Raw genomic sequence first — 19664 nt, forward strand, 5'->3', positions numbered from 1 at the left:
CGGTAGGCTCGCGCCCCATGGTGTCGATCGACGGGCTCGGCGGTCTCTGGGACAAGTTGTTCGCGGCGCAGCCGGACCCACCGCCCCTGCTGGTGCTGCTGACCGCCGCCGTCGCGCTGGTGGTCGTCTCCACCCGGCTGCCCTGGCGGATCGCCCGCAACGCCATCACCATCGCCCACGAGGGCGGGCACGCGCTGGTCGCCCTGCTCACCGGCCGCCGCCTGCACGGCATCCGGCTGCACTCGGACACCTCGGGGCTCACCCTCTCCGCCGGCCGGCCCACCGGCCCGGGGATGATCCTCACCCTGCTCGCCGGCTACGTGGCCCCGCCGCTGGTCGGGCTGACCGGCGCGTGGCTGCTCGGCGGCAACCGGATCACCCTGCTGCTCTGGGTCGCCGTGGCGCTGCTGCTGGCCATGCTGATCATGATCCGCAACGTCTTCGGCGTGCTCTCGCTGCTGGTCACCGGCGGGGTGGTCCTCGCCGTCTCCTGGTACGCCGAGCCGCAGGTGCAGGCGGCGTTCGCGTACGCCGGGGTGTGGTTCCTGCTGCTCGGCGGGGTGCGACCGGTGGTGGAGCTGCAACGGCTGCGCTCGCGGGGTCGGATGCCCGCCTCCGACGCCGACCAGCTCGCCGGCCTCACCCCGCTGCCGGCGTTCTTCTGGGTCACCGTCTTCGCCCTGGTCAACCTGGCCGCCCTCGGCGTCGGCGCGCTGCTGCTGGCCGGCCCGATCCTCACCGACGCCGGCCTGACGCCCGGAAATTGACAGGTCGACCGGGCAACCGGCGGCACCGTCCGACGCGTGTTCCCTGCGACCGTCACGGGGAGGTAGCAGGTGCCGGACGTCGACGGATTCGACGAGTTCTACCGGGGCAGCCGCCAACGGCTGCTCGGCTACGTCTACGCGCTGACGGGCGACCTCGCCGAGGCGCAGGACGCCGTGCAGGAGGCGTACATCCGAGCCTGGCAGCGCTGGTCGACGGTGAGCGCGTACGAGGAGCCGGAGGCGTGGGTGCGGGTGGTGGCGAGCCGGATCGCGGTCAGCCGGTGGCGCAGCCTGCGCAGTCGGGCCCGCGCCTACCTGCGCCACGGCCCCGGCGAGAGCGTGCCCGGCCCGGACACCGCCACCGTCGAGGTGGTCACCGCCCTGCGCCGGCTCCCCGAGGAGCAGCGCACCGCGATCGCCCTCTACTACCTGGTCGGCATGCCGGTCGCCGAGGTGGCCCGGCAGACGGCCGCCCCGGTGGGCACCGTCAAGGCCCGACTCTTCCGGGGGCGCGCCGCGCTCGCCGGGCTGCTCGCCGTCTCTGACCTGGAGGAGGCCGCCGATGCGTGACGAGACGACGTTCGTCGAGCAACTGCACCGGGACCTGCGCGAGGTCCGCTGGCCGGAGCCGGCGGAGATCCGCGCCCAGGCCCGCAGGCGCAGCAGGCGTACGGCGGTGCTGGCGGCGGTCGCGGTGCTCGTCGTCGTCTCCGCCTCCGCCGTGGCGGTCGGGGACCGGTCCGGGCGGCGGGGGCTGGCCCCGGCAGCGTCCCCGTCGCGGGCGGCGGCGCCGGTGGCCCGGGTCGAGATCCCCCCGGCGGCCCTGCTGCAACAGGACGACCTGACGGCGCGCAGCGGTCTGCAACTCAGCGAGGCCGGCCTGGGCGGGACCGTCGACGTGGGCATGGCCCTCCGCCAGTGCGCCACCAGGCGCGACAGCGGTGTGCCGGCGCAGGAGACCTGGGTGAGCCGGTCCCAGACGGTGCTGCGACCGGCGACCGGCGGAGGGCGGCTCGGCGACGTCCTGGTCGTCCAGGACCTGCACCGGATGCGGGACGACGGGGCCGCCCGGTTCTTCGACGGACTGCGCAGGCAACTCACCGTCTGCCGGGAGTGGCGGGAGGTGCGGACGATCGAGTGGGGCGGCGAGTCCGTCACCGTCGAGGACGTGCACCGCTGGGACGTGCCGCGCCGCGACTTCGCCGGTGACGAGTCCCTGCTGCTGCGCCACTCCGTCGCCGCGACCCTCGACCCGGCCGACGGGCAGGTGCCCGGCCGCCCGTCCACGCCGGACGCGACAGTGGTGGTGCGGGTCGGCGACCTGGTGAGCGTGCTGATCCTGGAACCGACCGCCGAGGCCGACCTGGTCCGCCTCGCCGGGCTGGCCGCGCGGCGCATGTGCGCCGCCGCCAACCCGTCCTGCTGACCGCCGCCCACCGATCGGGCGCCCCACCCCCGGTCCGCGCGATGTCAGGGCAGCCGTGACCTGCCACGGTCGACGGGGGACACCGCGCGGATCCCGCGGGGCAGGGGCGTCAGAGCGGGATGTTGCCGTGCTTCTTCGGCGGCAGGGTCTCGCGCTTGGTGCGCAGCACCCGCAGCGCGCGGACGATCTGGGCCCGCGTCTCGTGCGGCGGGATGACGCTGTCCACGTAGCCGCGCTCCGCCGCGATGTACGGGTTGGCGAGGGTGTCCTCGTACTCGGCGATCTTCTCGGCCCGCACGGCGGCCGGGTCCTCGGCGGCGGCCAGTTCCGAGCGGTAGAGGATGTTCACCGCGCCCTGCGCCCCCATCACCGCGATCTGCGCGGTCGGCCAGGCGAAGTTCAGGTCCGCGCCGAGGTGCTTGGAGCCCATCACGTCGTACGCCCCGCCGTACGCCTTGCGGGTGATCACGGTGACCTTCGGGACGGTGGCCTCGGCGTACGCGTAGATGAGCTTCGCGCCCCGGCGGATGATGCCGTCCCACTCCTGGCCGGTGCCGGGCAGGAAGCCGGGGACGTCCACGAAGGTCAGCACCGGGATGTTGAACGCGTCGCAGGTGCGCACGAACCGGGCGGCCTTCTCGGAGGCGGCGATGTCCAGGGTGCCGGCGAAGTGCATCGGCTGGTTGGCGACCACGCCCACCGGACGGCCCTCCACCCGGCCGTAGCCGACGACCATGTTCTGCGCGTAGAGCGGCTGGACCTCCAGGAACTCGCCGTCGTCGAGGACGTGCTCGATTACCCGGTGCATGTCGTACGGCTGGTTCGCCGAGTCGGGGATCAGCGTGTCCAGCTCCCGGTCCTCGTCGGTCACGTCGAGGTCGGCGGGCGCGTCGAAGACCACCGGCTCGTCCAGGTTGTTCGACGGCAGGTACGACAGCAGCGCCTTGACGTAGTCGATGGCGTCCTGCTCGTCCGCGGCGAGGTAGTGCGCGTTGCCGCTGCGCGAGTTGTGCGTACGGGCGCCGCCCAGTTCCTCCATGCCCACGTCCTCGCCGGTGACCGTCTTGATGACGTCCGGGCCGGTGATGAACATGTGCGAGGTCTGGTCGACCATCACCGTGAAGTCCGTGACCGCCGGGGAGTAGACCGCGCCGCCGGCGCACGGGCCCATGATCAGGGAGATCTGCGGGATGACGCCGCTGGCCCGTACGTTGCGGAAGAAGATCTCGCCGTAGAGGCCGAGCGAGGCGACGCCCTCCTGGATGCGCGCGCCCCCGGAGTCGTTGATGCCGACGACCGGGCAGCCGATCTTCATGGCCAGGTCCATGACCTTGACGATCTTCTCGCCGAAGACCTCGCCGAGGGAGCCGCCGAAGACGGTGAAGTCCTGGGCGAAGACGCAGACCTGCCGGCTGTCGATGGTGCCGTAGCCGGTGATGACGCCGTCGCCGTACGGGCGGGTCTTCGCCAGCCCGAAGTTGGTGGACCGGTGCCGGGCCAGCTCGTCCAGCTCGACGAAGGAACCCTCGTCGAGCAGCATCTCGATCCGCTCGCGGGCGGTCTTCTTGCCCCTCGCGTGCTGCTTCTCGACCGCGCGCGCCGACCCGGCGTGCACCGCCTCGTCGACCCGCCGATCCAGGTCGGCCAGCTTGCCCGCGGTGCTGTGGATGTTGATCCCGGTCTCGGTAGTCACCCTGGGAATATAACGATGGTTCAGGCCACCGCCGCTGTGCAGTTCGCCTCAGCCGGGCCGCGACGTCCCCGGTCGGCCGGACGGGGGCGGCCGTAGGCTGACGGGATGCCGGGCTCGCCGTACACCGATCTGGACCGCCCGCCGCTGTCGGCGGCGCGGCTGCGGCGGGCGCTGGTCGCCCCGCACGGGCCCTGGGCCCGCCTGGAGCTGCGCGTCCAGACCGGCTCGACAAACGCGGACGTCGCCGAGGCGGCCCGGGCCGGCGAGCCCGAGGGCCTGGTGGTGGTCGCGGAGCGGCAGAGCGCCGGGCGCGGCCGGCGGGGCCGGGCCTGGCAGTCGCCGGCCCGGGCCGGCATCGCCGCCAGCGTGCTGCTCCGCCCCGGGGAGGCCGTTGCCGACCGTGGCTGGCCGTCGGCGCCCCAGACGGGGTACGGCTGGCTGCCGCTGCTCGCCGGCGTCGCCCTGGTCGAGACGGTGACCCGGTTGGCGGAGCTGGACGCGGGCCTGAAGTGGCCGAACGACCTGCTCGTCGGAGACGCGAAGTGTGCCGGCATCCTCGCCGAGGCGGTGCCCGGGCCCTCGCCGGCCGGGCCGCCCGCGATCGTGCTCGGTGTCGGCCTCAACGTCACGCTGCGCGCCGACGAGCTGCCGGAGAACCCGACGGGGCTGCCGGCGACCTCCCTGCAACTGGCCGGCGCGGCGGCCACCGACCGGGACCCGCTGGTGCGGGCGCTGCTGCGCGGGATCGCCGACTGGTACGGCGAGTGGCGCGCGGCCGGCGGGGACGCGGTCGCCAGCGGCCTGCGCGACGCCTACCTGGCGAGCTGCGCGACGATCGACCGGCAGGTACGCGTGCTGCTGCCCGGCGGCGACGAGGTGACCAGCACCGCGACCGGCGTGGACGCCGACGGCCAGCTCCTGGTCGCCACCCCCGCCGGCACCCGGGCCCTGGCGGCCGGCGACGTCCTGCATCTCCGCTGATCGCGGACTCCCGCCGCGCGGCTGATCCCCCGGCGGGAGGGGAGCGGCTACGGTCAGCGCGTCCGTTTCTGCGAGGAGGTTCCCGTGGCGTTCCCCGATGACGTGCTCACCGAGGACGAGCACGTCGTGCTGCACCTGCACCCGCACTGGAAGGCGCTGATCCGGCCGGTCGCGGTGCTCGTGCTCGCCGTCGCGGCGGTGGTGGCCGGCCTGGTCCTGCTGCCGTCCGGCGGGGGCGGCTCGATCGCGCTCGCCGTCATCGGCGGCCTGGCCCTGCTGGCGGTGCTGTGGCTGGCCCTGTGGCCGTTCCTGGTCTGGCGGAGCACCCACTACCTCTTCACGAACGAGCGGGTGCTGCTCCAGCAAGGGGTGCTCTCGCGCGACCGGCGGGACATCCCGCTGACCCGGATCAACGACCACGCGATGAACCAGCGGTTCGTGGAGCGTCTGCTCGGCTGCGGGACGCTGACCATCGAGTCCGCCGGCGAGCGCGGCCAGTCCGTCCTGCACGACGTGCCGGGGGTCGGCCGGGTGCAGACCAAGCTCTACGAGCTGGTGGAGGCCCACCACGACAAGCACTCCCTCGGCGACGACGAGATGCGCGACATCCTGGCGGACCTGCACGAGGGCAAGCCGCTGCGCGACCCGACCGCCTGAACCGGCACGGCCCGGCCGGCGTGGCCCGGGAGCGGGCCGGAACCGGTCGGGCCGGGACGGCGCGTGGGTCAGCGGCGGCGCGTGGGTCAGCGACGGGGCGGGCGGCGGGTGGTGGCCTGGAGCTCGGCGGCCAGTTCCGCCTCCAGCTCCCGGTCGAGGGAGCCGCCGAGGCCGGCGTCGAGCGGGACGGGGCGCCCCTGGACCGGGGCCGCCGGGCCCGCGGTCGACGCGGGTTCGGGGCCGGCCGCGCCGCGCGGGGCACGCCGCGCGGCGCCGGGCGGCGGTTCGGACTCCTCCAGCTCGGAGATCGACTCCGCCAGCTCGGCCACCGGGTCCATCTCGGCCATGGTGTCCCACTCGTCGCGCGGGATGCTGTGCCACGTCTCGGCCGCGTGGGCCGGCGCCGGTTGGAAGACGAACGTGCGGTAGGACCAGAAGCGGAACAGCGTCGCGAGCAGCACGCCACCGGTCTTGGCCACGTTGAGGGCCAGCAGGCTGGTCAGGCCCAGCCCGTACTTGGCGGCGGCCAGGACGCCCAATTCGATGAGCAGGCCCGCCCCGTTGAAGAGGAAGAAGAGGACGTACTCGCGCCGCATGGCCGATTTGGGGCGATCCCGGTACGTCCAGTGACGATTCATCAGATAAGACGTGATCGTCGCCACCACGGTCGCGATGACCGTCGCCTTCAGTTGACCGTCCACGAAAACGGTCAGTGCGAGCACATTGAACACGGCGTAATTGATTACGGTGTTGACGCCGCCGACGATTCCGAACTTGAGCGCCTCGTGGATGAACTTCTGCCAGCGCTCAGGCAGCAGACGGACAAGACGCATGCGGAACACCTTAGGGCAGTGGGCGGGGCCGGCAGGCTCCGGCCGGGACGAAGGTGGGCGGTAGGTCACGCCCGGTGGTCTCGGTCGTGCTTCTCTTCCGGAACGGAGGGGGTTCCCGCTTCGACGAAGACGAACCGTCGGTAGGACCAGAACCGGAACAGCGTCCCGAGCCCGGTGCCGACGATGAAGCTGGCGATGTTGTCGGCCAGCGGGGTCTGGAACACCTCCGGCCAGATGCTGCCCAGGCCGTAGCGGCTGACCGCCAGGCAGGCCACGGCGATCCCCAGGCCGACGCCGTTGAAGAAGAAGAACAGCGCGTACTCGCGGGCCGGGTTGGAGCGCTTGCGGTGCCGCCACGTCCAGAACCGGTTGCCGACGAACGCGACGGACGCCGCGATCACCGTCGAGATGGTCTTCGCGGTGACCTGCTCGACGCCCCGCACGCTCGTCAGGTAGTTGAAGAGCGCGAAGTCGATCAGGAAGGCGATCCCGCCCACGGTGGCGAACTTGCTCAGCTCGCGGACCAGGTGGCCGAAGCGGTCCACCAGCGAGCGGACCAGACCCGGGCGGGTCTGCGGAGAGCCGGGCTCCCCGGTCGTCGTCGCGGCCACGACGCGAGCCTACCGGCTGGGGTCATCCCGCACGGGTAGCAACGGCGGACCGCTCACCCGGGTGTGCGCCTGTGGACAGAGCGTAACGAGATCCGGCGGCCTGCGGGGCGGTTCGGGTGTTCCGCCGCCCGGGGTGCGGCCGGCCCCGCCGGTGACGGTTCCCCACAGGATTTGCGTGAAACTGCGCGTGAAAGCGGGTATTAGCTCGTGATGCCGCAGCGTGCCCGTACCTTGTGCAGTTCTTCACAACCAGTCCCACTGACTGGTGACCTCACCCGGTTTACGCTGAGGCCAATCCCAGGTTTCCACGAAGACGACGCATAGCGCCGTCAAGACTCGTGCATCCCATAGATCGGTCAGCGTCGACCACAAGGAGATGTGTCATGGTTGCTCCGGCTACCGTTCGGGGTATCGATCAGGCCCCGACGTCCCACCCGAAACTGCTCGCCTGGGTCCGTGAGGTCGCTGAACTGACCACCCCCGACCGCGTCGTCTGGGTGGACGGGTCCGACGAGGAGTGGCGGCGCCTCACCGACGAGCTGGTCGAGGCCGGCACCCTGATCCGGCTCAACCCCGAGAAGAAGCCCAACTCGTTCTACGCGCGCACCGACCCGACGGACGTCGCCCGGGTCGAGGAGCGCACCTACATCTGCTCCGTCGACGAGGCGGACGCCGGCCCCACCAACAACTGGATGGCGCCGGCCGAGATGAAGCGGACGATGACGGAGCTCTACCGCGGTTGCATGCGCGGGCGCACCATGTACGTCATTCCGTTCTGCATGGGCCCGGTCGAGGCCGAGAGCCCCATGTTCGGCGTCGAGATCACCGACAGCCCGTACGTGGTCGCGTCGATGCGCATCATGACCCGGATGGGCGCCAAGGTCCTGGAGGCCATGGGCGACGACGCGGACTTCGTCCACGCGCTGCACTCCATCGGCGCCCCGCTCGCCCCCGGCCAGCAGGACGTGGCGTGGCCGTGCAACGAGACCAAGTACATCTCGCACTTCCCGGAGACCCGGGAGATCTGGTCCTTCGGCTCCGGCTACGGCGGCAACTCGCTGCTCGGCAAGAAGTGCTACTCGCTGCGGATCGCCAGCGTGATGGGCCGCGACGAGGGCTGGCTCGCCGAGCACATGCTCATCCTCAAGATCACTTCGCCGGAGGGCAAGGTCTACCACGTCGCCGGGGCCTTCCCGTCGGCCTGCGGCAAGACCAACCTGGCCATGCTGGAGCCGACCGTCCCGGGCTGGAAGGTCGAGACCATCGGCGACGACATCGCCTGGATGCGCTTCGGCCCGGACGGCCGCCTCTACGCGGTCAACCCCGAGTACGGCCTCTTCGGCGTCGCGCCCGGCACCGACTGGAAGACCAACGCCAACGCGATGCGGACGCTGGACCGCGGCAACTCCGTCTTCACCAACGTCGCCCTGACCGACGACGGGGACATCTGGTGGGAGGGCATGGGCGAGCCGCCGGCGCACCTGGTCGACTGGAAGGGCAACGACTGGACGCCGGAGAGCGACAGCCTCTCCTCGCACGCGAACAGCCGGTTCTGCACCCCGATCACCCAGTGCCCAATCCTCGCCGAGGACTACTTCGACCCGAACGGCGTGCCGATCGACGCGATCCTCTTCGGCGGTCGCCGCCGGGACACCATCCCGCTGGTGACCGAGGCCCGCGACTGGGTGCACGGGGTCTACATGGGCGCGACGCTCTCCTCGGAGACCACCGCCGCCGCCTCCGGCGCGGTCGGCGTCGTCCGGCGCGACCCGATGGCGATGCTCCCGTTCATCGGCTACCACGCCGGCGACTACTTCCGGCACTGGATCGAGATGGGCAAGGGCACCGACGGCGACGAGTCCAAGCTGCCGAAGATCTACTACGTCAACTGGTTCCGCAAGGACCCGGAGGGCAACTTCCTCTGGCCCGGGTTCGGCGAGAACTCCCGCGTGCTCAAGTGGATCATCGAGCGGATCGAGGGGCGCGCCGAGGCGGTGGAGACGCCGATCGGCATGGTCCCGGCCCAGGATGCGCTTGACGTCGAGGGCCTCGACATGACCCCGGAGGACGTCCGGATCGCGCTGAAGGTCGACCCGGAGGAGTGGCGCAATGAGCTCCCGATGGTCACCGAGTGGTTCGAGAAGTTCGGCGACAAGCTGCCGGGCGTGCTCTGGGCCGAGCTGGACGCGCTGCGTGCCCGGCTCGACGCTGCGCCGCAGCGCTGAGGACAGGTGTGACCGGAGCCCCGACGGGGCATCATCGGATCCCATGAGGACGGCCGCCGCGACCGAGGTCCGGCGGCCGTCCGCCGTCCGGGCGCTGACCGCACTGCTCGCGCTGACCGCGGCGGCCACCGTCGTGGTCGAGCTGCTCAACTGGTGGTACGCCCCGGAGCAGGGCTTCGGGCTGGCGGTGCGGACGGGCTGGGCGATGCTGCGTTCGCTCGGCTTCCTGCTGCTGATCGGGCACGTCCGTCGGGGCCGCACGGTGGCCCGGCCGTTCGGGCTGATCCTGGCGGTGACCACGGTCTTCGCGGTCGGCCGGCTGATCGTGCCCCGGCAGGGGGTGCCGCCGCTGCCGGGGCTGCTCGGGTTCGCCCTGCTCACCGTGCTCTGCGCCGCCGTGGTCTGGCTGCTCTACCGCTCGTCCGCGGTGTCCGGGCACCTGGTCCGCCACCGGCCCCGCCTGGTCATCGACCGGGAGGGCATCTCCTGGCGGGAGACCCCGCCCCGCCGGCCGGAGGTCAGCGGTTGGCTGCTCACCAGCCGGGTCGCCGCTTTCACGTACAGCCCGCTCATGCTGGTCCCGGCGCTGGTCGCCGGCGGCGCGGTGCTGGACGACCGGCTGACCGCCGTGCCCGCCGTGCTGTTCTGGTTCGCCGCCGGGATCGTGACCAGCTACGCGGTGCTCTTCTGCACCGCCTTCCTGATGCGCGGCAAGGGCTGGGCGCGCACGCTGCTGGTGGCCGTCACCGCGATCGTGCTCGCCGTCGACCTGCCGCTGTGCTGGTGGCTGCTCGGCCCGGACGGGCTGGTCCGCGACGGCGCCCCGCTGGTGGCCGCCGCCGCGCTGTCGATCTACGGCCTCTGGCGCGCGACCCGCGCCGAACGCGCCACCCGGCCGGCGTAGCGCGCGACCCGCGCCGAACGCGCCACCCGCCCGACGTAGCGCGCGACCCGCGCCGAACCCCCGGCCGGCCGCGCACGGTGCAGAGGGCGTTCCAGGCACCGCCCCTAGCCAGCCTGATCACCATCGCCACAGGGCCGAACCGCCCGGAGCCGCCCCGGCCCGTTCCCCACCAGCCTGGGGGTTGGCGCGGTGGACTGGGCTCGCACCCTCGGCCGCAACCTCGCCTCGGCGACGGGGCGGGGGAGCGGTGCCATTCGCGCTGTCGACCTGCCCCGCCCATGAGACCGCCCTCAGGTTACGGCGCGTCGAACTGGCTGACCGCCCCGAACCGCCCGCCCTTCGCCTCCGCCCACGAGACCGCCCGCGGGCCCGCCCCGCCCCTCGCCCCGCCCACGAGACCGCCCGCGGGCCCGCCTCGCCCACGAGACCGCCCGCGGGCCCGCCTCGCCCCTCGCCCCGCCCACGAGACCGCCCGCGGGCCCGCCTCGCCCACGAGACCGCCCGCGGGCCCGCCTCGCCCCTCGCCCCGCCCACGGAAGCGCCCGCGGGCCCGTCACGCTCAGCCCTTCGCCGATCTTGGTAGGAACGGGCCCCTCCAGGGGCACGTAACTACCAAGATCTCCCGCGCGCGTCATCCCGCCGTGCGTGGGGAGGCGTCGTCGCTGCCGGGGATGGTTCGGGGGACCCCGGCCGGACCTCGGCTTCTGGTTCGTGGGTCGCAGCGAGGACGCCGCGAGGGCCTCGGGAGGCCGCCGCGAGGGCCTCGGGAGGCCGCCGGGAGGGCCTCGGGAGGCCGCCGGGAGGGCCTCGGGAGGCCGCCGGGAGGGCCTCGGGAGGCCGCCGGGAGGGCCTCGGGAGGCCGCCGGGAGGACGCCGGGAGGAAGCCGCGAGGGCCTCGGGAGGACCCGGGAGGACCCGGGAGGGCCCCGGGAGGGCGCCGGTGAGTTCGCTGGTCCCCGTTGACGTGCCGGGCGGGTTTCGGCGTGGTGTGCGTCTGCGGCGGCAGGATGGCCGCAGGAGCCGGACCGGCGGTGGGAGGCGACGCGTGGGCGACGAGTCCGTGGGCGACGAGTTCGACGTGGTGGTGGTCGGGGCCGGTCCGGCGGGGTCGGCCGCCGCGCTGGCGGCCCGGCGGGCGGGGGCGAGCGTACTGCTGCTGGACCGGTCCGACTTCCCCCGCGACAAGGCGTGCGGGGACGGCATCGCCGCGCACGCGCTGGACGTGCTGGAGGAGCTGGGGGTGCCCGACGCGGTGACCGGGTACGCGTCACTGCCGGCGCTGCGGCTGGTCGGGCCGGGCGGCGGTGCCGTGGCCCGGGCGCTGCCCCGGCCGGCGTACACCGTGCCCCGCAGGGTCTTCGACGCGCGGCTGGTGGCGGCGGCGGTCGCGGCCGGCGCGCGGCTGTGCCGGCACGCGGTGCGGCACGTCGAGGTCCGGGCCGACCGGGTGGTGCTCGACGGCGTGCTGGCGGGGCGGGCGGTGGTCGGGGCGGACGGCGCCGGGTCCGTCCTCCGGCGGGCGCTCGGGCACCGGCCGAACCCCGACCGGCACCTGGCGCTCGCCATCCGGGGGTACGCGCCGGCGCTGCCCGGCCCGCCCGAACAGCTCATCGTCACCTCGGCGCCGCGCTGGCCGGCGTACGCCTGGTCGTTTCCGATCGGGGACGGCCGGGCGAACGTCGGGTACGGAGAGGTGCTGCGGGGCGAGCCGCTGACCCGGGCGCACCTGGTCGACCGGCTCGGCGCGCTGCTGCCCGGCACGGACCCGGCCACGGTCACCGACCTGCGGGCCCACCACCTGCCGCTGTCGACGCACCGTCCCGCCGCCGGGCGCGGCCGGCTGCTGCTCGCCGGCGACGCGCTCTCCCTGATCAACCCGTTCACCGGCGAGGGCATCTTCTACGCGCTGCTCTCCGGCGCGCTCGCCGGCGCGGCGGCGGCCGGCTCGCCCGAGCAGGCCGCCCGGCGGTACGCGGCGACGCTGCGCCGCCGCCTCGGCACCCACCTGCGGCACAGCTCGCTCGCGGCGTGGCTGGCCCGGCGCCGGCGGGTGGTCGACGCCGCGGTCCGCGCGGCGGGTCGGGACGACCGCGTCTACCGGACGGTGGTGGAGCTGGGGCTGGGCGACGGGCGGCTCGACGCCCGCACGCTGGGCATGATCGGCATCGGTCTGTCGGCGTGGGAGCGGACTCCGAGGCGGTGATTTGGCGCGTAGGTCGCTACGCTGCAAGGTGATGACTCTGCGGGACCTGATCTATTCCGTGTACGAGCGTCGCCTGACGGCGAAGCTCGCGGGCAAGCCGGTGCCCCGGCACGTCGGCGTGATGTGCGACGGCAACCGCAGGTGGGCCCGGGAGATGGGCTACGTCGACCCGAACGACGGCCACCGGATGGGCGCCGTCAAGATCAAGCACATGCTGGGCTGGTGCAACCAGGCCGGCATCGAGCACGTGACGCTCTACCTCCTGGCCACCGACAACCTGCGCCGACCGGCCAAGGAGCTCGACCCGCTGCTCCAGATCATCGAGGACCTGGTGGTCGAACTGGCCGAGGAGGGCAATCCCTGGCGGCTGCGCATGGTCGGCGCGCTCGACCTGCTCCCGGCCTCGACCGCCGCCGCGTTGAAGGCCGCCGAGGAACGCACCCGGGACCGCAGCGGCGGGACCGAGGTCAACATCGCGGTCGGCTACGGCGGCCGGCGGGAGATCGCCGACGCGGTGCGGTCGCTGCTGCTTGAGTACGCCGCCAACGGCGGCACCCTCGAGGAACTGGCCGAGGTGCTGGACGTCGAGCACATCGCCGAGCACCTCTACACCCGGGGCCAGCCCGACCCCGACCTGGTCATCCGCACCAGCGGCGAGCAGCGGCTCTCCGGCTTCATGCTGTGGCAGTCGGCGCACTCGGAGTTCTACTTCTGCGAGCTCAACTGGCCGGACTTCCGGCACATCGACTTCCTGCGTGCCCTGCGCTCGTACGCCAGCCGCCAGCGCCGCTACGGCGCCTGACCGACCCGGAGCACCTCGCCGGCCCGGCCGGCCCGAGCGCTTCCCCGGCACGGCCGCGAGCGCTTCCCCGGCCCGGCTGGGCCGCGAGCGCGCCCCCGGCCCAGCCGGCCCCGAGGGCGTCAGGTGAGGTGTCGGGTGGCGTCGGTGAGGAACGCGCCGAGGGCGGCGGGGGAGTCCAGGGTCAGGTCGGCGGCCTCCGCGACCTCGCGGCCCGTCTCCGGGTTGGCGACGGCGACGCAGACGCCGAAGAAGTCCGGATCGGCGGCGGCCCGGGCCCGCAGCGCGGCGAACGCCTTGATGTCGGAGACGTCGTCGCCGAAGTACCAGGCGCCCTCGGCGTCCCGGACGATCTCGTCGATCACCATGCCCTTGTCGCGGTCGACCGGGGGCTTGAGCTCCAGCACCATCCGCCCGGCCTGGACCTTGAGCCCGAGCCGCTCGGCCTGGGCCTGGCCCCACCGCTCCACGGCCGCGCCGAGCTGCGGCGCGGTGCGCCAGTGCAGCGCCACGGAGAGCCGCTTGTACTCCACCAGCGCGCCCTCGGGCAGCTCGGCCCGCGCCAGGTCGGCCAGCTCGGCCATGGTGGGCACCCAGGGCAGGGCCGCCGGCTCCGTCACGGTCTCGCCGCCGGAGTGGCTGTGCTCCAGGCCGTAGAGGCCGTACAGGTCGACACCGGTGAGCCCGCCGAGGTGGTCGCGGAGGAAGTCGACCGGGCGCGCGGAGACGATCGCGATCCGCCGTACGACCGGGGCGAGCGCCTCGATCGCCGCCAGCACCTTCGGGGCGGGACGCACGGCGGTGGGATCGTCGTCGACCGGCGCCAGGGTGCCGTCGAAGTCGAAGAAGAGCACGGTCCCGGCCGCCCTCCCGGCGGTCGTCCGCCAGGCCTGGTCGGCGTCCAACGGGTTCCTCGGCTGCTGGTTGCCCAGATTCAACGGCGGCACGCGCGACAGCGTACCCCGGGCGGGGCGGCTCAATCCCCGGCCGAGAGGTGACCTCCGGCCAGCGCCTCGGGGGGCGCGCGGTCGGGGTGCGACGGGCCCGACGGTCAGCGTTCGGCGGCTCCCCGTCCCCGCCGGCCGAACGGCACGACGGCGGCCTCCTGGCCGTGGTTGAGCAGGTAACCCTCGACGAAGCCGCTGTTGCGGTCGCCGGTGCGGTCCTCGATCTCCTGCAACTTGTTGACCAGGAATTCGGTCAGCGCGCTGACCTTGTTGTCGAGCCGGTCGTGCAGCTCGGCGATCACGGCCAGGATCACCGCGGTGCCGGCGGAGGTGAGCGCGACGAGGTTGACGAGCAGGGGAAGCTGCCCGCCGTTGACCGTCAGGGTCACCACGTTTCCGGTCACGCCCAGTGTCAGCGACACGGTGGCGATCACGACTGCCATCCACTTCAGGGTCATGGACAGACCCCTCCTTCTGTCCCGCAGGGCTGGGTTCGGCCTTGTCCCGTCCCCCCGCCGACGACGAGCCCAAGCAGTACGAGTACGGACGCTAGCGCGCCCGTTCCGGCCCCGGAGCGAAACGAATGAGTCTGACCTGCCGTTCTTTCGCCATCTGAGGAACTAGCCGGCCTGTTTACCTCGTTTTCGGACATGGACCGGGAGGGTGGGGCGATACGCGAGATATCTGATGGTTTCCCGGATGTGGAACTTCTCCGCGTCGGAGACGTCGGGGTCCACGAGCCGCCGCAGCAGCGCCTCCACGTCCGGGTCCATCGGCGGCGTGGCCGGGGTGCTGCGCGGGGCGGTCGCCCGTTCCCAGCCCAGCGCGGCGAAGGCGGTCGCCGGGCTGAGGCCGAGGCCCTCGCAGAACGCCACCACGCGTTCGGCCTCCGGGTCGCTCGCCCAGTCGCCCCGGACCCAGCGGTTGATGGTCTGCCGGGAGACGCCGGTGCGACGGGACACCTCGGTGCCGCTCCACGCCCGGGTGGCCCGGGCCTCGTCGAGCGCCCTCCGGACGAAGGTGGCGAAGGCGATCTTCCGTGCGTTGGCCGTCTCGGTCACCCGGTGACGGTACGACCATCCGGCAACCGGTGCGTGTCCTGGCGCGCTGTTGTCACGCGGACGTGACGTGTTCTTCGGGATGCCGGTAAACGATCCGGCACCGCTTCTGAGGGGTGTCACCTGGGCAGAATAGATGCCCGTAGAGGTCGCCGTAAACGGACGAAAAGCTGATACTGTCACGCCCATGAGACAATCTACGGTGTGTCACGTGCATGAGACGATCAGTGCTCACATGCGTCACGCCCCCGGCGCGAGGGGGGTGTGGTGACCGAGCTAGCCACCCGTGCCCAGGCCTTCGGCCTGATCGCGGAGGGGGTGGCCACGGGCCTGAGCGCGCCATGGCGGCTCTACCTCGCCCGGGGCTGCCGTTACCTGTCACTCAGCGTCGGCGACCGCACCGAGTGGGACGCCTGGCGTACCCACCTCGGCTGCCCCGAGGTCAGCGTCCGCGTCTACGACGCCGGCGGGGAGATCCGCCGCTCCTCGGTGGCCGAGGTCGTCCTGGACGGCTGCCGGATCAGCGTCGAGCTGGTCGAGGAGGTCAGCACCGACGACCTGGACCGGCTCCTGGTCGCCGAGCCCACGCCGACCGAGCCGGAGGAGCGATGAAGCGGGACCCGCGGCGCACCGGAGCCGCCGGATGAGCCCCTTCCTCGCCGTCTTCCTCGTCCTCGTCCTCGGCGCCACGAGCTACGCGGCGGGGCGGCTGCACGGCCAGCTCAGCTACCGCATCGGCTACCGGTTCGGCTACCGGCAGGGCTACTTCGACGGCGACCGGGGGGCCTGGAACCGACGTCGCCGCGACGCCCAGGCCGCCATCGCGTCCGCCCTGGCCGGCCCGTCGCCCGCCGCCACCCGGGTCACGGGCACGGTGGTGCGGCCCGGCACCACGTACACCGGTTCGTCGTTCTCGACGCCGGTCGCCCCGGTCGCCGGGCGGCACCCGACCGGCACCCTGGTGCGGCGGACCGGTTGAACCCCGGTCGACGGGGAGCCCGAGGCCCCGTCGACCGGAACCAGGACGCGGTGCGTCGTCCGCGGCGGACACGCACCGTCGGGACCACGTCAGACCGGTGACGGTGGTTCCCGCCGGCCGGGGTGCGCGCAGGGGGCATGCATCCCGGCCGGATCCGCCGCCGGCCGAGTTCACCCGCCGGTCCCCGGAGATCCACCGCCGACCTCTAGCCGACAGGGTCCGACGCGGCTAGCGTCTAGGCATGGCACGGGGTTCTCCCGGGCCAGCCGGTCCGCCCGGATCTGCGACCTCGCGCACGGGGTTCCGCATCCGACCCCGTGTCCCCGGGCACCGGAGGAGGCGGAACGCGGGTGGCGGGTGCCCATCCGTCGGAGCAGGCCTGTGACGACTCGCCGTACGCCCGCCGGGACCGACCAGACCCCGGCCGCGACTGCCACGACCCGCCGCGTCACCCGGAGCCGCCGCGGCGCGTCCGCCGCCCCGGTGGACACCGAGGAGCCCCGACCAGCGGGCCAGGCGTTCGTTCTGGACACCTCGGTGCTCCTGTCCGACCCGGCGGCCTTCCACCGATTCGCCGAGCACGAGGTGGTCCTGCCCCTCGTGGTCATCTCCGAGTTGGAGGGCAAGCGGCACCATCCGGAGCTGGGCTGGTTCGCCAGGCAGTCCCTGCGCATGCTGGACGAGCTGCGGGTCCGGCACGGGCGGCTGGACCGTCCGGTGCCCGCCAACGACTCCGGCGGGACGTTGCGGGTGGAGCTCAACCACTCCGACGACGGCGTGCTGCCGCCGGGGTTCCGCACCGACTCCAACGACACCCGGATCCTCTCCGTCGCGCTGAACCTCGCCGCCGAGGGGCGGGAGGTCACCCTGGTCAGCAAGGACATGCCGCTGCGGGTCAAGGCCGCCTCGGTGGGCCTGCGGGCGGACGAGTACCGGCACGGCCAGGCCAGCGACCCCACCTGGACCGGGATGGCCGAGCTGGAACTCGCCGAGGAGCAGATCGGCCGGCTCTACGCCGGCGAGGCGCTGGACCTGGACGCCGCCGCCGGGCTGCCCTGCCACACCGGCCTGGTGCTGCACTCGGGCCGGGGCTCCGCGCTCGGGCGGGTGCTGCCCGACAAGACCGTACGGCTGGTCCGCGGCGACCGGGAGGCGTTCGGGCTGCACGGCCGCTCGGCCGAGCAGCGGATCGCGCTCGACCTGTTGCTGGACGAGTCGGTCGGCATCGTCTCGCTGGGCGGGCGGGCCGGCACCGGCAAGTCCGCGCTGGCCCTCTGCGCCGGGCTGGAGGCGGTGATGGAGCGCCGCCGGCACAAGAAGGTGGTGGTCTTCCGCCCGCTCTACGCCGTCGGCGGCCAGGAGCTGGGCTATCTGCCCGGCTCGGAGTCGGAGAAGATGTCGCCCTGGGCGCAGGCGGTCTTCGACACCCTCGGCGCGGTGGTGCACGAGAACGTGCTGGAGGAGGTCACCTCGCGGGGCCTGCTGGAGGTGCTGCCGCTGACGCACATCCGGGGCCGCAGCCTGCACGACGCGTTCGTGATCGTGGACGAGGCGCAGTCGCTGGAGCGCGGCGTGCTGCTCACGGTGCTCTCCCGCATCGGCCAGGGCTCCCGGGTGGTGCTCACCCACGACGTCGCCCAGCGGGACAATCTCCGCGTCGGCCGGCACGACGGGGTGACCGCCGTGATCGAGGCGCTCAAGGGCCATCCGCTCTTCGCCCACGTCACCCTCAGCCGTTCGGAGCGCTCGCCGATCGCCGCGATGGTGACGGATCTTCTGGAGGACATCCCGCAATGACGGTCGCTATGTAGGGTTTTGTCCGCATTCTCTTTGTGGCGCAGATCACAATCGGCGCTCTTCGTTTCCCATCAGCCTCACCGTGCGCGATGGTGTCCCACGAGCGCCCACGTACCGAGAAGATCGTTGGTGATCGTTCGTCACAGGACACGCCAGCATTCACCGGGGTACGTCGGCTGCGACCGGCACCGGGTCGGGGCGCTCGCGACGCGCGGACGCGACCCACCCGGGTTGACGCCCCGCGCCGTGTCCTTGCACCCGACGAAGGGACCACTTCGTGAGTCGGCTGTGGAGCCGGTTCGGCGCCCGTACGGCCGCTGTCGCACTGCTCTCCGTGGGCGTTGCCGGCGGTGTCTACCTGGGTGAAGACCGACAGACCCAGCAGCAGGGCCTGACCGCGCAGGTCGGCGTCGCTGTCGAGCAGGCCGAGTTCGAGTACCAGCGCGAGCGGCAGGCCGCCCAGCAGGTGCAGTCCGCGAAGCAGCGGACCGCCGAGTACCAGGCGAAGCTGCGCGCCGCCGCGGCCGCCAAGGAGGCCGCCAAGCGCGCCCGCGAGGCCGAGGCCGCCGCCGCGTCGCGGAAGAAGGCCCGCGAGGCCGCCGCCAAGGCCGCGGCCGAGAAGGCCGCCGAGAGCAAGCCGTACGACGGGCCGATCCCGGCCTCCTGCGCCGAGTTCAGCGGCAACCGTGAGGTCGGCTGCGCCCTCATGGTGAAGGCGGGCTTCGGGATGGACCAGTTCCCGTGCCTGAACAAGCTCTGGGACAAGGAGAGCGGCTGGAACCACAAGGCCCGCAACCCCTCGTCCGGGGCGTACGGCATCCCGCAGTCGCTGCCGGGCAGCAAGATGGGCTCGGTCGCCGACGACTGGCAGACCAACCCGGCGACCCAGATCAAGTGGGGCCTCGGCTACATCGAGGGCCGCTACGGTTCGCCCTGCAAGGCCTGGGCCCACTCGCAGGACGTGGGCTGGTACTGATCGACCTCCGACGGCGGGGTGTGTGGGCGTCCACACACCCCGCCCTCGTCGTTCCGGGTACGGATCGCCGCAGAAGTGGCGGCTGCGCCCGACACCTGATAGCTCTTGACGGGTGACCCTGCACCCGGGAAGCGGCGACCCGCACCGGTTCGGCACCGAGGCGTTCTACGCCGCGCTCGGCCGGGCCTTCGTCGCCATGTGCGCGGTGGTGCCCTTCCTCTTCCTCATCGAGGCCCTCGACCAGGGACTCGCGGTCGGTCTCGACGCCACGGCCGGAATCATCCCGAAGCGCATCGACGGGCTCGACGGGGTCTTCTTCTCGCCCTTCCTGCACCACGGCTTCGACCACCTCTACAGCAACAGCATCCCGCTGATCCTGCTCGGCACCTTCGTGCTCGCCGCCGGCGCCCGCCGCTTCCTCTGGTCGACGCTCGTCATCATCCTGGTCAGCGGGCTGGGGGTGTGGTTCACCGGCTCGTCGACCTCCGTGGTGGTCGGCGCGAGCGGGGTCATCTTCGGCTACCTGGGCATCCTGCTGACCCGGGGCATCGTCGAACGGAGCTGGTGGAACTTCGCGGTCTTCCTGCTCGTCGGCCTGCTCTACGGCTGGCAGCTGGTCGGCATCCTCCCCACCGACGAGCGGATCTCCTGGCAGGGGCACCTGTTCGGGCTGCTCGGCGGGATGGTCGCCGCGATCATCTTCCGGCGCCGCCGGGGGGACCTGGGCGGCCCCCACCGCTCGGAGTCCACGCTCACCATGCCCTGAGCGCCGACGCGCCGGTGCCGCGCGGCGCCGGTGGGACATGCT

20 protein-coding genes are annotated in these 19664 nt (G+C 73.0%); 14 read left to right on the forward strand and 6 right to left on the reverse strand.

Annotated features, from left to right (window positions below; all coding sequences use genetic code 11):
- The first annotated feature begins 17 nt into the window (after positions 1 to 17).
- From ACGFNF_RS11370 to ACGFNF_RS11380, 3 genes are all read left to right on the forward strand, one after another.
- Positions 18 to 767, forward strand: a complete 750-nt coding sequence (locus ACGFNF_RS11370; protein ID WP_393167379.1) for a M50 family metallopeptidase — start codon at positions 18 to 20, stop codon at positions 765 to 767.
- Positions 768 to 836: 69 nt separating this feature from the next.
- On the forward strand, positions 837 to 1337 hold the full coding sequence (locus tag ACGFNF_RS11375) for a SigE family RNA polymerase sigma factor (protein WP_132233334.1): 501 nt from the start codon (positions 837 to 839) through the stop codon (positions 1335 to 1337).
- Positions 1330 to 2193, forward strand: a complete 864-nt coding sequence (locus ACGFNF_RS11380; RefSeq protein WP_393167382.1) for a hypothetical protein — start codon at positions 1330 to 1332, stop codon at positions 2191 to 2193. Before ACGFNF_RS11375 ends, ACGFNF_RS11380 begins: the two co-directional genes overlap by 8 nt.
- Before the next feature lie 109 nt (positions 2194 to 2302).
- Here ACGFNF_RS11380 and ACGFNF_RS11385 read toward each other — a convergent pair whose 3' ends face one another.
- Positions 2303 to 3886, reverse strand: a complete 1584-nt coding sequence (locus ACGFNF_RS11385; protein ID WP_393167384.1) for an acyl-CoA carboxylase subunit beta — start codon at positions 3884 to 3886, stop codon at positions 2303 to 2305.
- A 105-nt stretch (positions 3887 to 3991) separates the two neighbouring features.
- On the opposite strand from ACGFNF_RS11385, the gene ACGFNF_RS11390 reads away from it, so the two are divergent.
- Both ACGFNF_RS11390 and ACGFNF_RS11395 read left to right on the forward strand, forming a co-directional pair.
- Positions 3992 to 4867: a biotin--[acetyl-CoA-carboxylase] ligase gene (locus ACGFNF_RS11390; protein ID WP_393167386.1), complete on the forward strand. Its 876-nt coding sequence runs from the start codon at positions 3992 to 3994 to the stop codon at positions 4865 to 4867.
- Between the two features lie 84 nt (positions 4868 to 4951).
- Positions 4952 to 5524, forward strand: coding sequence for a PH domain-containing protein (locus ACGFNF_RS11395; protein WP_132233342.1), 573 nt, complete (start codon positions 4952 to 4954; stop codon positions 5522 to 5524).
- Positions 5525 to 5610: 86 nt separating this feature from the next.
- Here ACGFNF_RS11395 and ACGFNF_RS11400 read toward each other — a convergent pair whose 3' ends face one another.
- Together ACGFNF_RS11400 and ACGFNF_RS11405 are read right to left on the reverse strand one after the other, a co-directional pair.
- Entirely contained in the window at positions 5611 to 6357 is a 747-nt protein-coding gene (locus ACGFNF_RS11400) for a GtrA family protein (protein ID WP_393167797.1), read from the reverse strand.
- A 65-nt stretch (positions 6358 to 6422) separates the two neighbouring features.
- Positions 6423 to 6968: a GtrA family protein gene (locus ACGFNF_RS11405; RefSeq protein ID WP_132233346.1), complete on the reverse strand. Its 546-nt coding sequence runs from the start codon at positions 6966 to 6968 to the stop codon at positions 6423 to 6425.
- Positions 6969 to 7351: 383 nt separating this feature from the next.
- Here ACGFNF_RS11405 and ACGFNF_RS11410 point away from each other — a divergent pair, with 383 nt between their 5' ends.
- From ACGFNF_RS11410 to ACGFNF_RS11425, 4 genes are all read left to right on the forward strand, one after another.
- Entirely contained in the window at positions 7352 to 9193 is a 1842-nt protein-coding gene (locus ACGFNF_RS11410) for a phosphoenolpyruvate carboxykinase (GTP) (RefSeq protein WP_357577885.1), read from the forward strand.
- A gap of 43 nt (positions 9194 to 9236) precedes the next feature.
- Positions 9237 to 10097 (forward strand): hypothetical protein, encoded by an 861-nt coding sequence (locus ACGFNF_RS11415; RefSeq protein ID WP_393167389.1) that lies wholly within the window; start codon positions 9237 to 9239, stop codon positions 10095 to 10097.
- Positions 10098 to 11142: 1045 nt separating this feature from the next.
- Positions 11143 to 12300: a geranylgeranyl reductase family protein gene (locus ACGFNF_RS11420; RefSeq protein WP_393167391.1), complete on the forward strand. Its 1158-nt coding sequence runs from the start codon at positions 11143 to 11145 to the stop codon at positions 12298 to 12300.
- A 31-nt stretch (positions 12301 to 12331) separates the two neighbouring features.
- Positions 12332 to 13102 carry an isoprenyl transferase gene (locus ACGFNF_RS11425; RefSeq protein WP_393167393.1) on the forward strand — a complete coding sequence of 257 codons (771 nt, stop codon included), beginning with the start codon at positions 12332 to 12334 and terminating at the stop codon, positions 13100 to 13102.
- Positions 13103 to 13221: 119 nt separating this feature from the next.
- On the opposite strand, the gene otsB is transcribed toward ACGFNF_RS11425, so the two are convergent.
- The 3 genes from otsB to ACGFNF_RS11440 all read right to left on the reverse strand — a co-directional run bounded on the left by otsB (position 13222) and on the right by ACGFNF_RS11440 (position 15107).
- The gene (gene otsB, locus ACGFNF_RS11430; protein ID WP_357577888.1) at positions 13222 to 14046 is read right to left on the reverse strand and encodes a trehalose-phosphatase; all 825 of its coding nucleotides are present in this window, start codon (positions 14044 to 14046) and stop codon (positions 13222 to 13224) included.
- Positions 14047 to 14150: 104 nt separating this feature from the next.
- Entirely contained in the window at positions 14151 to 14504 is a 354-nt protein-coding gene (locus ACGFNF_RS11435; protein ID WP_393167395.1) for a hypothetical protein, read from the reverse strand.
- Positions 14505 to 14666: 162 nt separating this feature from the next.
- Positions 14667 to 15107: an XRE family transcriptional regulator gene (locus ACGFNF_RS11440; protein WP_151455784.1), complete on the reverse strand. Its 441-nt coding sequence runs from the start codon at positions 15105 to 15107 to the stop codon at positions 14667 to 14669.
- 264 nt (positions 15108 to 15371) lie between these two features.
- Between ACGFNF_RS11440 and ACGFNF_RS11445 the strand changes: the two genes are divergently transcribed.
- From ACGFNF_RS11445 to ACGFNF_RS11465, 5 genes are all read left to right on the forward strand, one after another.
- Positions 15372 to 15716, forward strand: a complete 345-nt coding sequence (locus ACGFNF_RS11445) for a hypothetical protein (RefSeq protein ID WP_089003683.1) — start codon at positions 15372 to 15374, stop codon at positions 15714 to 15716.
- A 31-nt stretch (positions 15717 to 15747) separates the two neighbouring features.
- Complete coding sequence (locus ACGFNF_RS11450; protein WP_357577890.1) at positions 15748 to 16083, forward strand: hypothetical protein; 336 nt, start codon at positions 15748 to 15750, stop codon at positions 16081 to 16083.
- 381 nt (positions 16084 to 16464) lie between these two features.
- A complete protein-coding gene (locus ACGFNF_RS11455) occupies positions 16465 to 17880 on the forward strand; it encodes a PhoH family protein (protein ID WP_393167398.1) in 1416 nt (471 codons plus the stop codon).
- 277 nt (positions 17881 to 18157) lie between these two features.
- On the forward strand, positions 18158 to 18856 hold the full coding sequence (locus ACGFNF_RS11460) for a lytic transglycosylase domain-containing protein (protein WP_393167400.1): 699 nt from the start codon (positions 18158 to 18160) through the stop codon (positions 18854 to 18856).
- 112 nt (positions 18857 to 18968) lie between these two features.
- Positions 18969 to 19622 carry a rhomboid family intramembrane serine protease gene (locus ACGFNF_RS11465; protein WP_393167402.1) on the forward strand — a complete coding sequence of 218 codons (654 nt, stop codon included), beginning with the start codon at positions 18969 to 18971 and terminating at the stop codon, positions 19620 to 19622.
- The last annotated feature ends 42 nt before the right edge of the window (positions 19623 to 19664 follow it).

This window comes from Micromonospora sp. NPDC048868 (assembly GCF_043198195.1).
GTDB lineage: Bacteria > Actinomycetota > Actinomycetes > Mycobacteriales > Micromonosporaceae > Micromonospora > Micromonospora reichwaldensis.

Coding starts and splice junctions, on each gene's coding strand:
- ACGFNF_RS11425 (WP_393167393.1), top strand. CDS start 12,332: ATGACTCTGCGGGACCTGATCTATTCCGTGTACGAGCGTCGCCTGACG.
- ACGFNF_RS11390 (WP_393167386.1), top strand. CDS start 3,992: ATGCCGGGCTCGCCGTACACCGATCTGGACCGCCCGCCGCTGTCGGCG.
- ACGFNF_RS11435 (WP_393167395.1), bottom strand. CDS start 14,504: ATGACCCTGAAGTGGATGGCAGTCGTGATCGCCACCGTGTCGCTGACA.
- ACGFNF_RS11370 (WP_393167379.1), top strand. CDS start 18: ATGGTGTCGATCGACGGGCTCGGCGGTCTCTGGGACAAGTTGTTCGCG.
- ACGFNF_RS11410 (WP_357577885.1), top strand. CDS start 7,352: ATGGTTGCTCCGGCTACCGTTCGGGGTATCGATCAGGCCCCGACGTCC.
- ACGFNF_RS11400 (WP_393167797.1), bottom strand. CDS start 6,357: ATGCGTCTTGTCCGTCTGCTGCCTGAGCGCTGGCAGAAGTTCATCCAC.
- ACGFNF_RS11415 (WP_393167389.1), top strand. CDS start 9,237: ATGAGGACGGCCGCCGCGACCGAGGTCCGGCGGCCGTCCGCCGTCCGG.
- ACGFNF_RS11380 (WP_393167382.1), top strand. CDS start 1,330: ATGCGTGACGAGACGACGTTCGTCGAGCAACTGCACCGGGACCTGCGC.
- ACGFNF_RS11450 (WP_357577890.1), top strand. CDS start 15,748: ATGAGCCCCTTCCTCGCCGTCTTCCTCGTCCTCGTCCTCGGCGCCACG.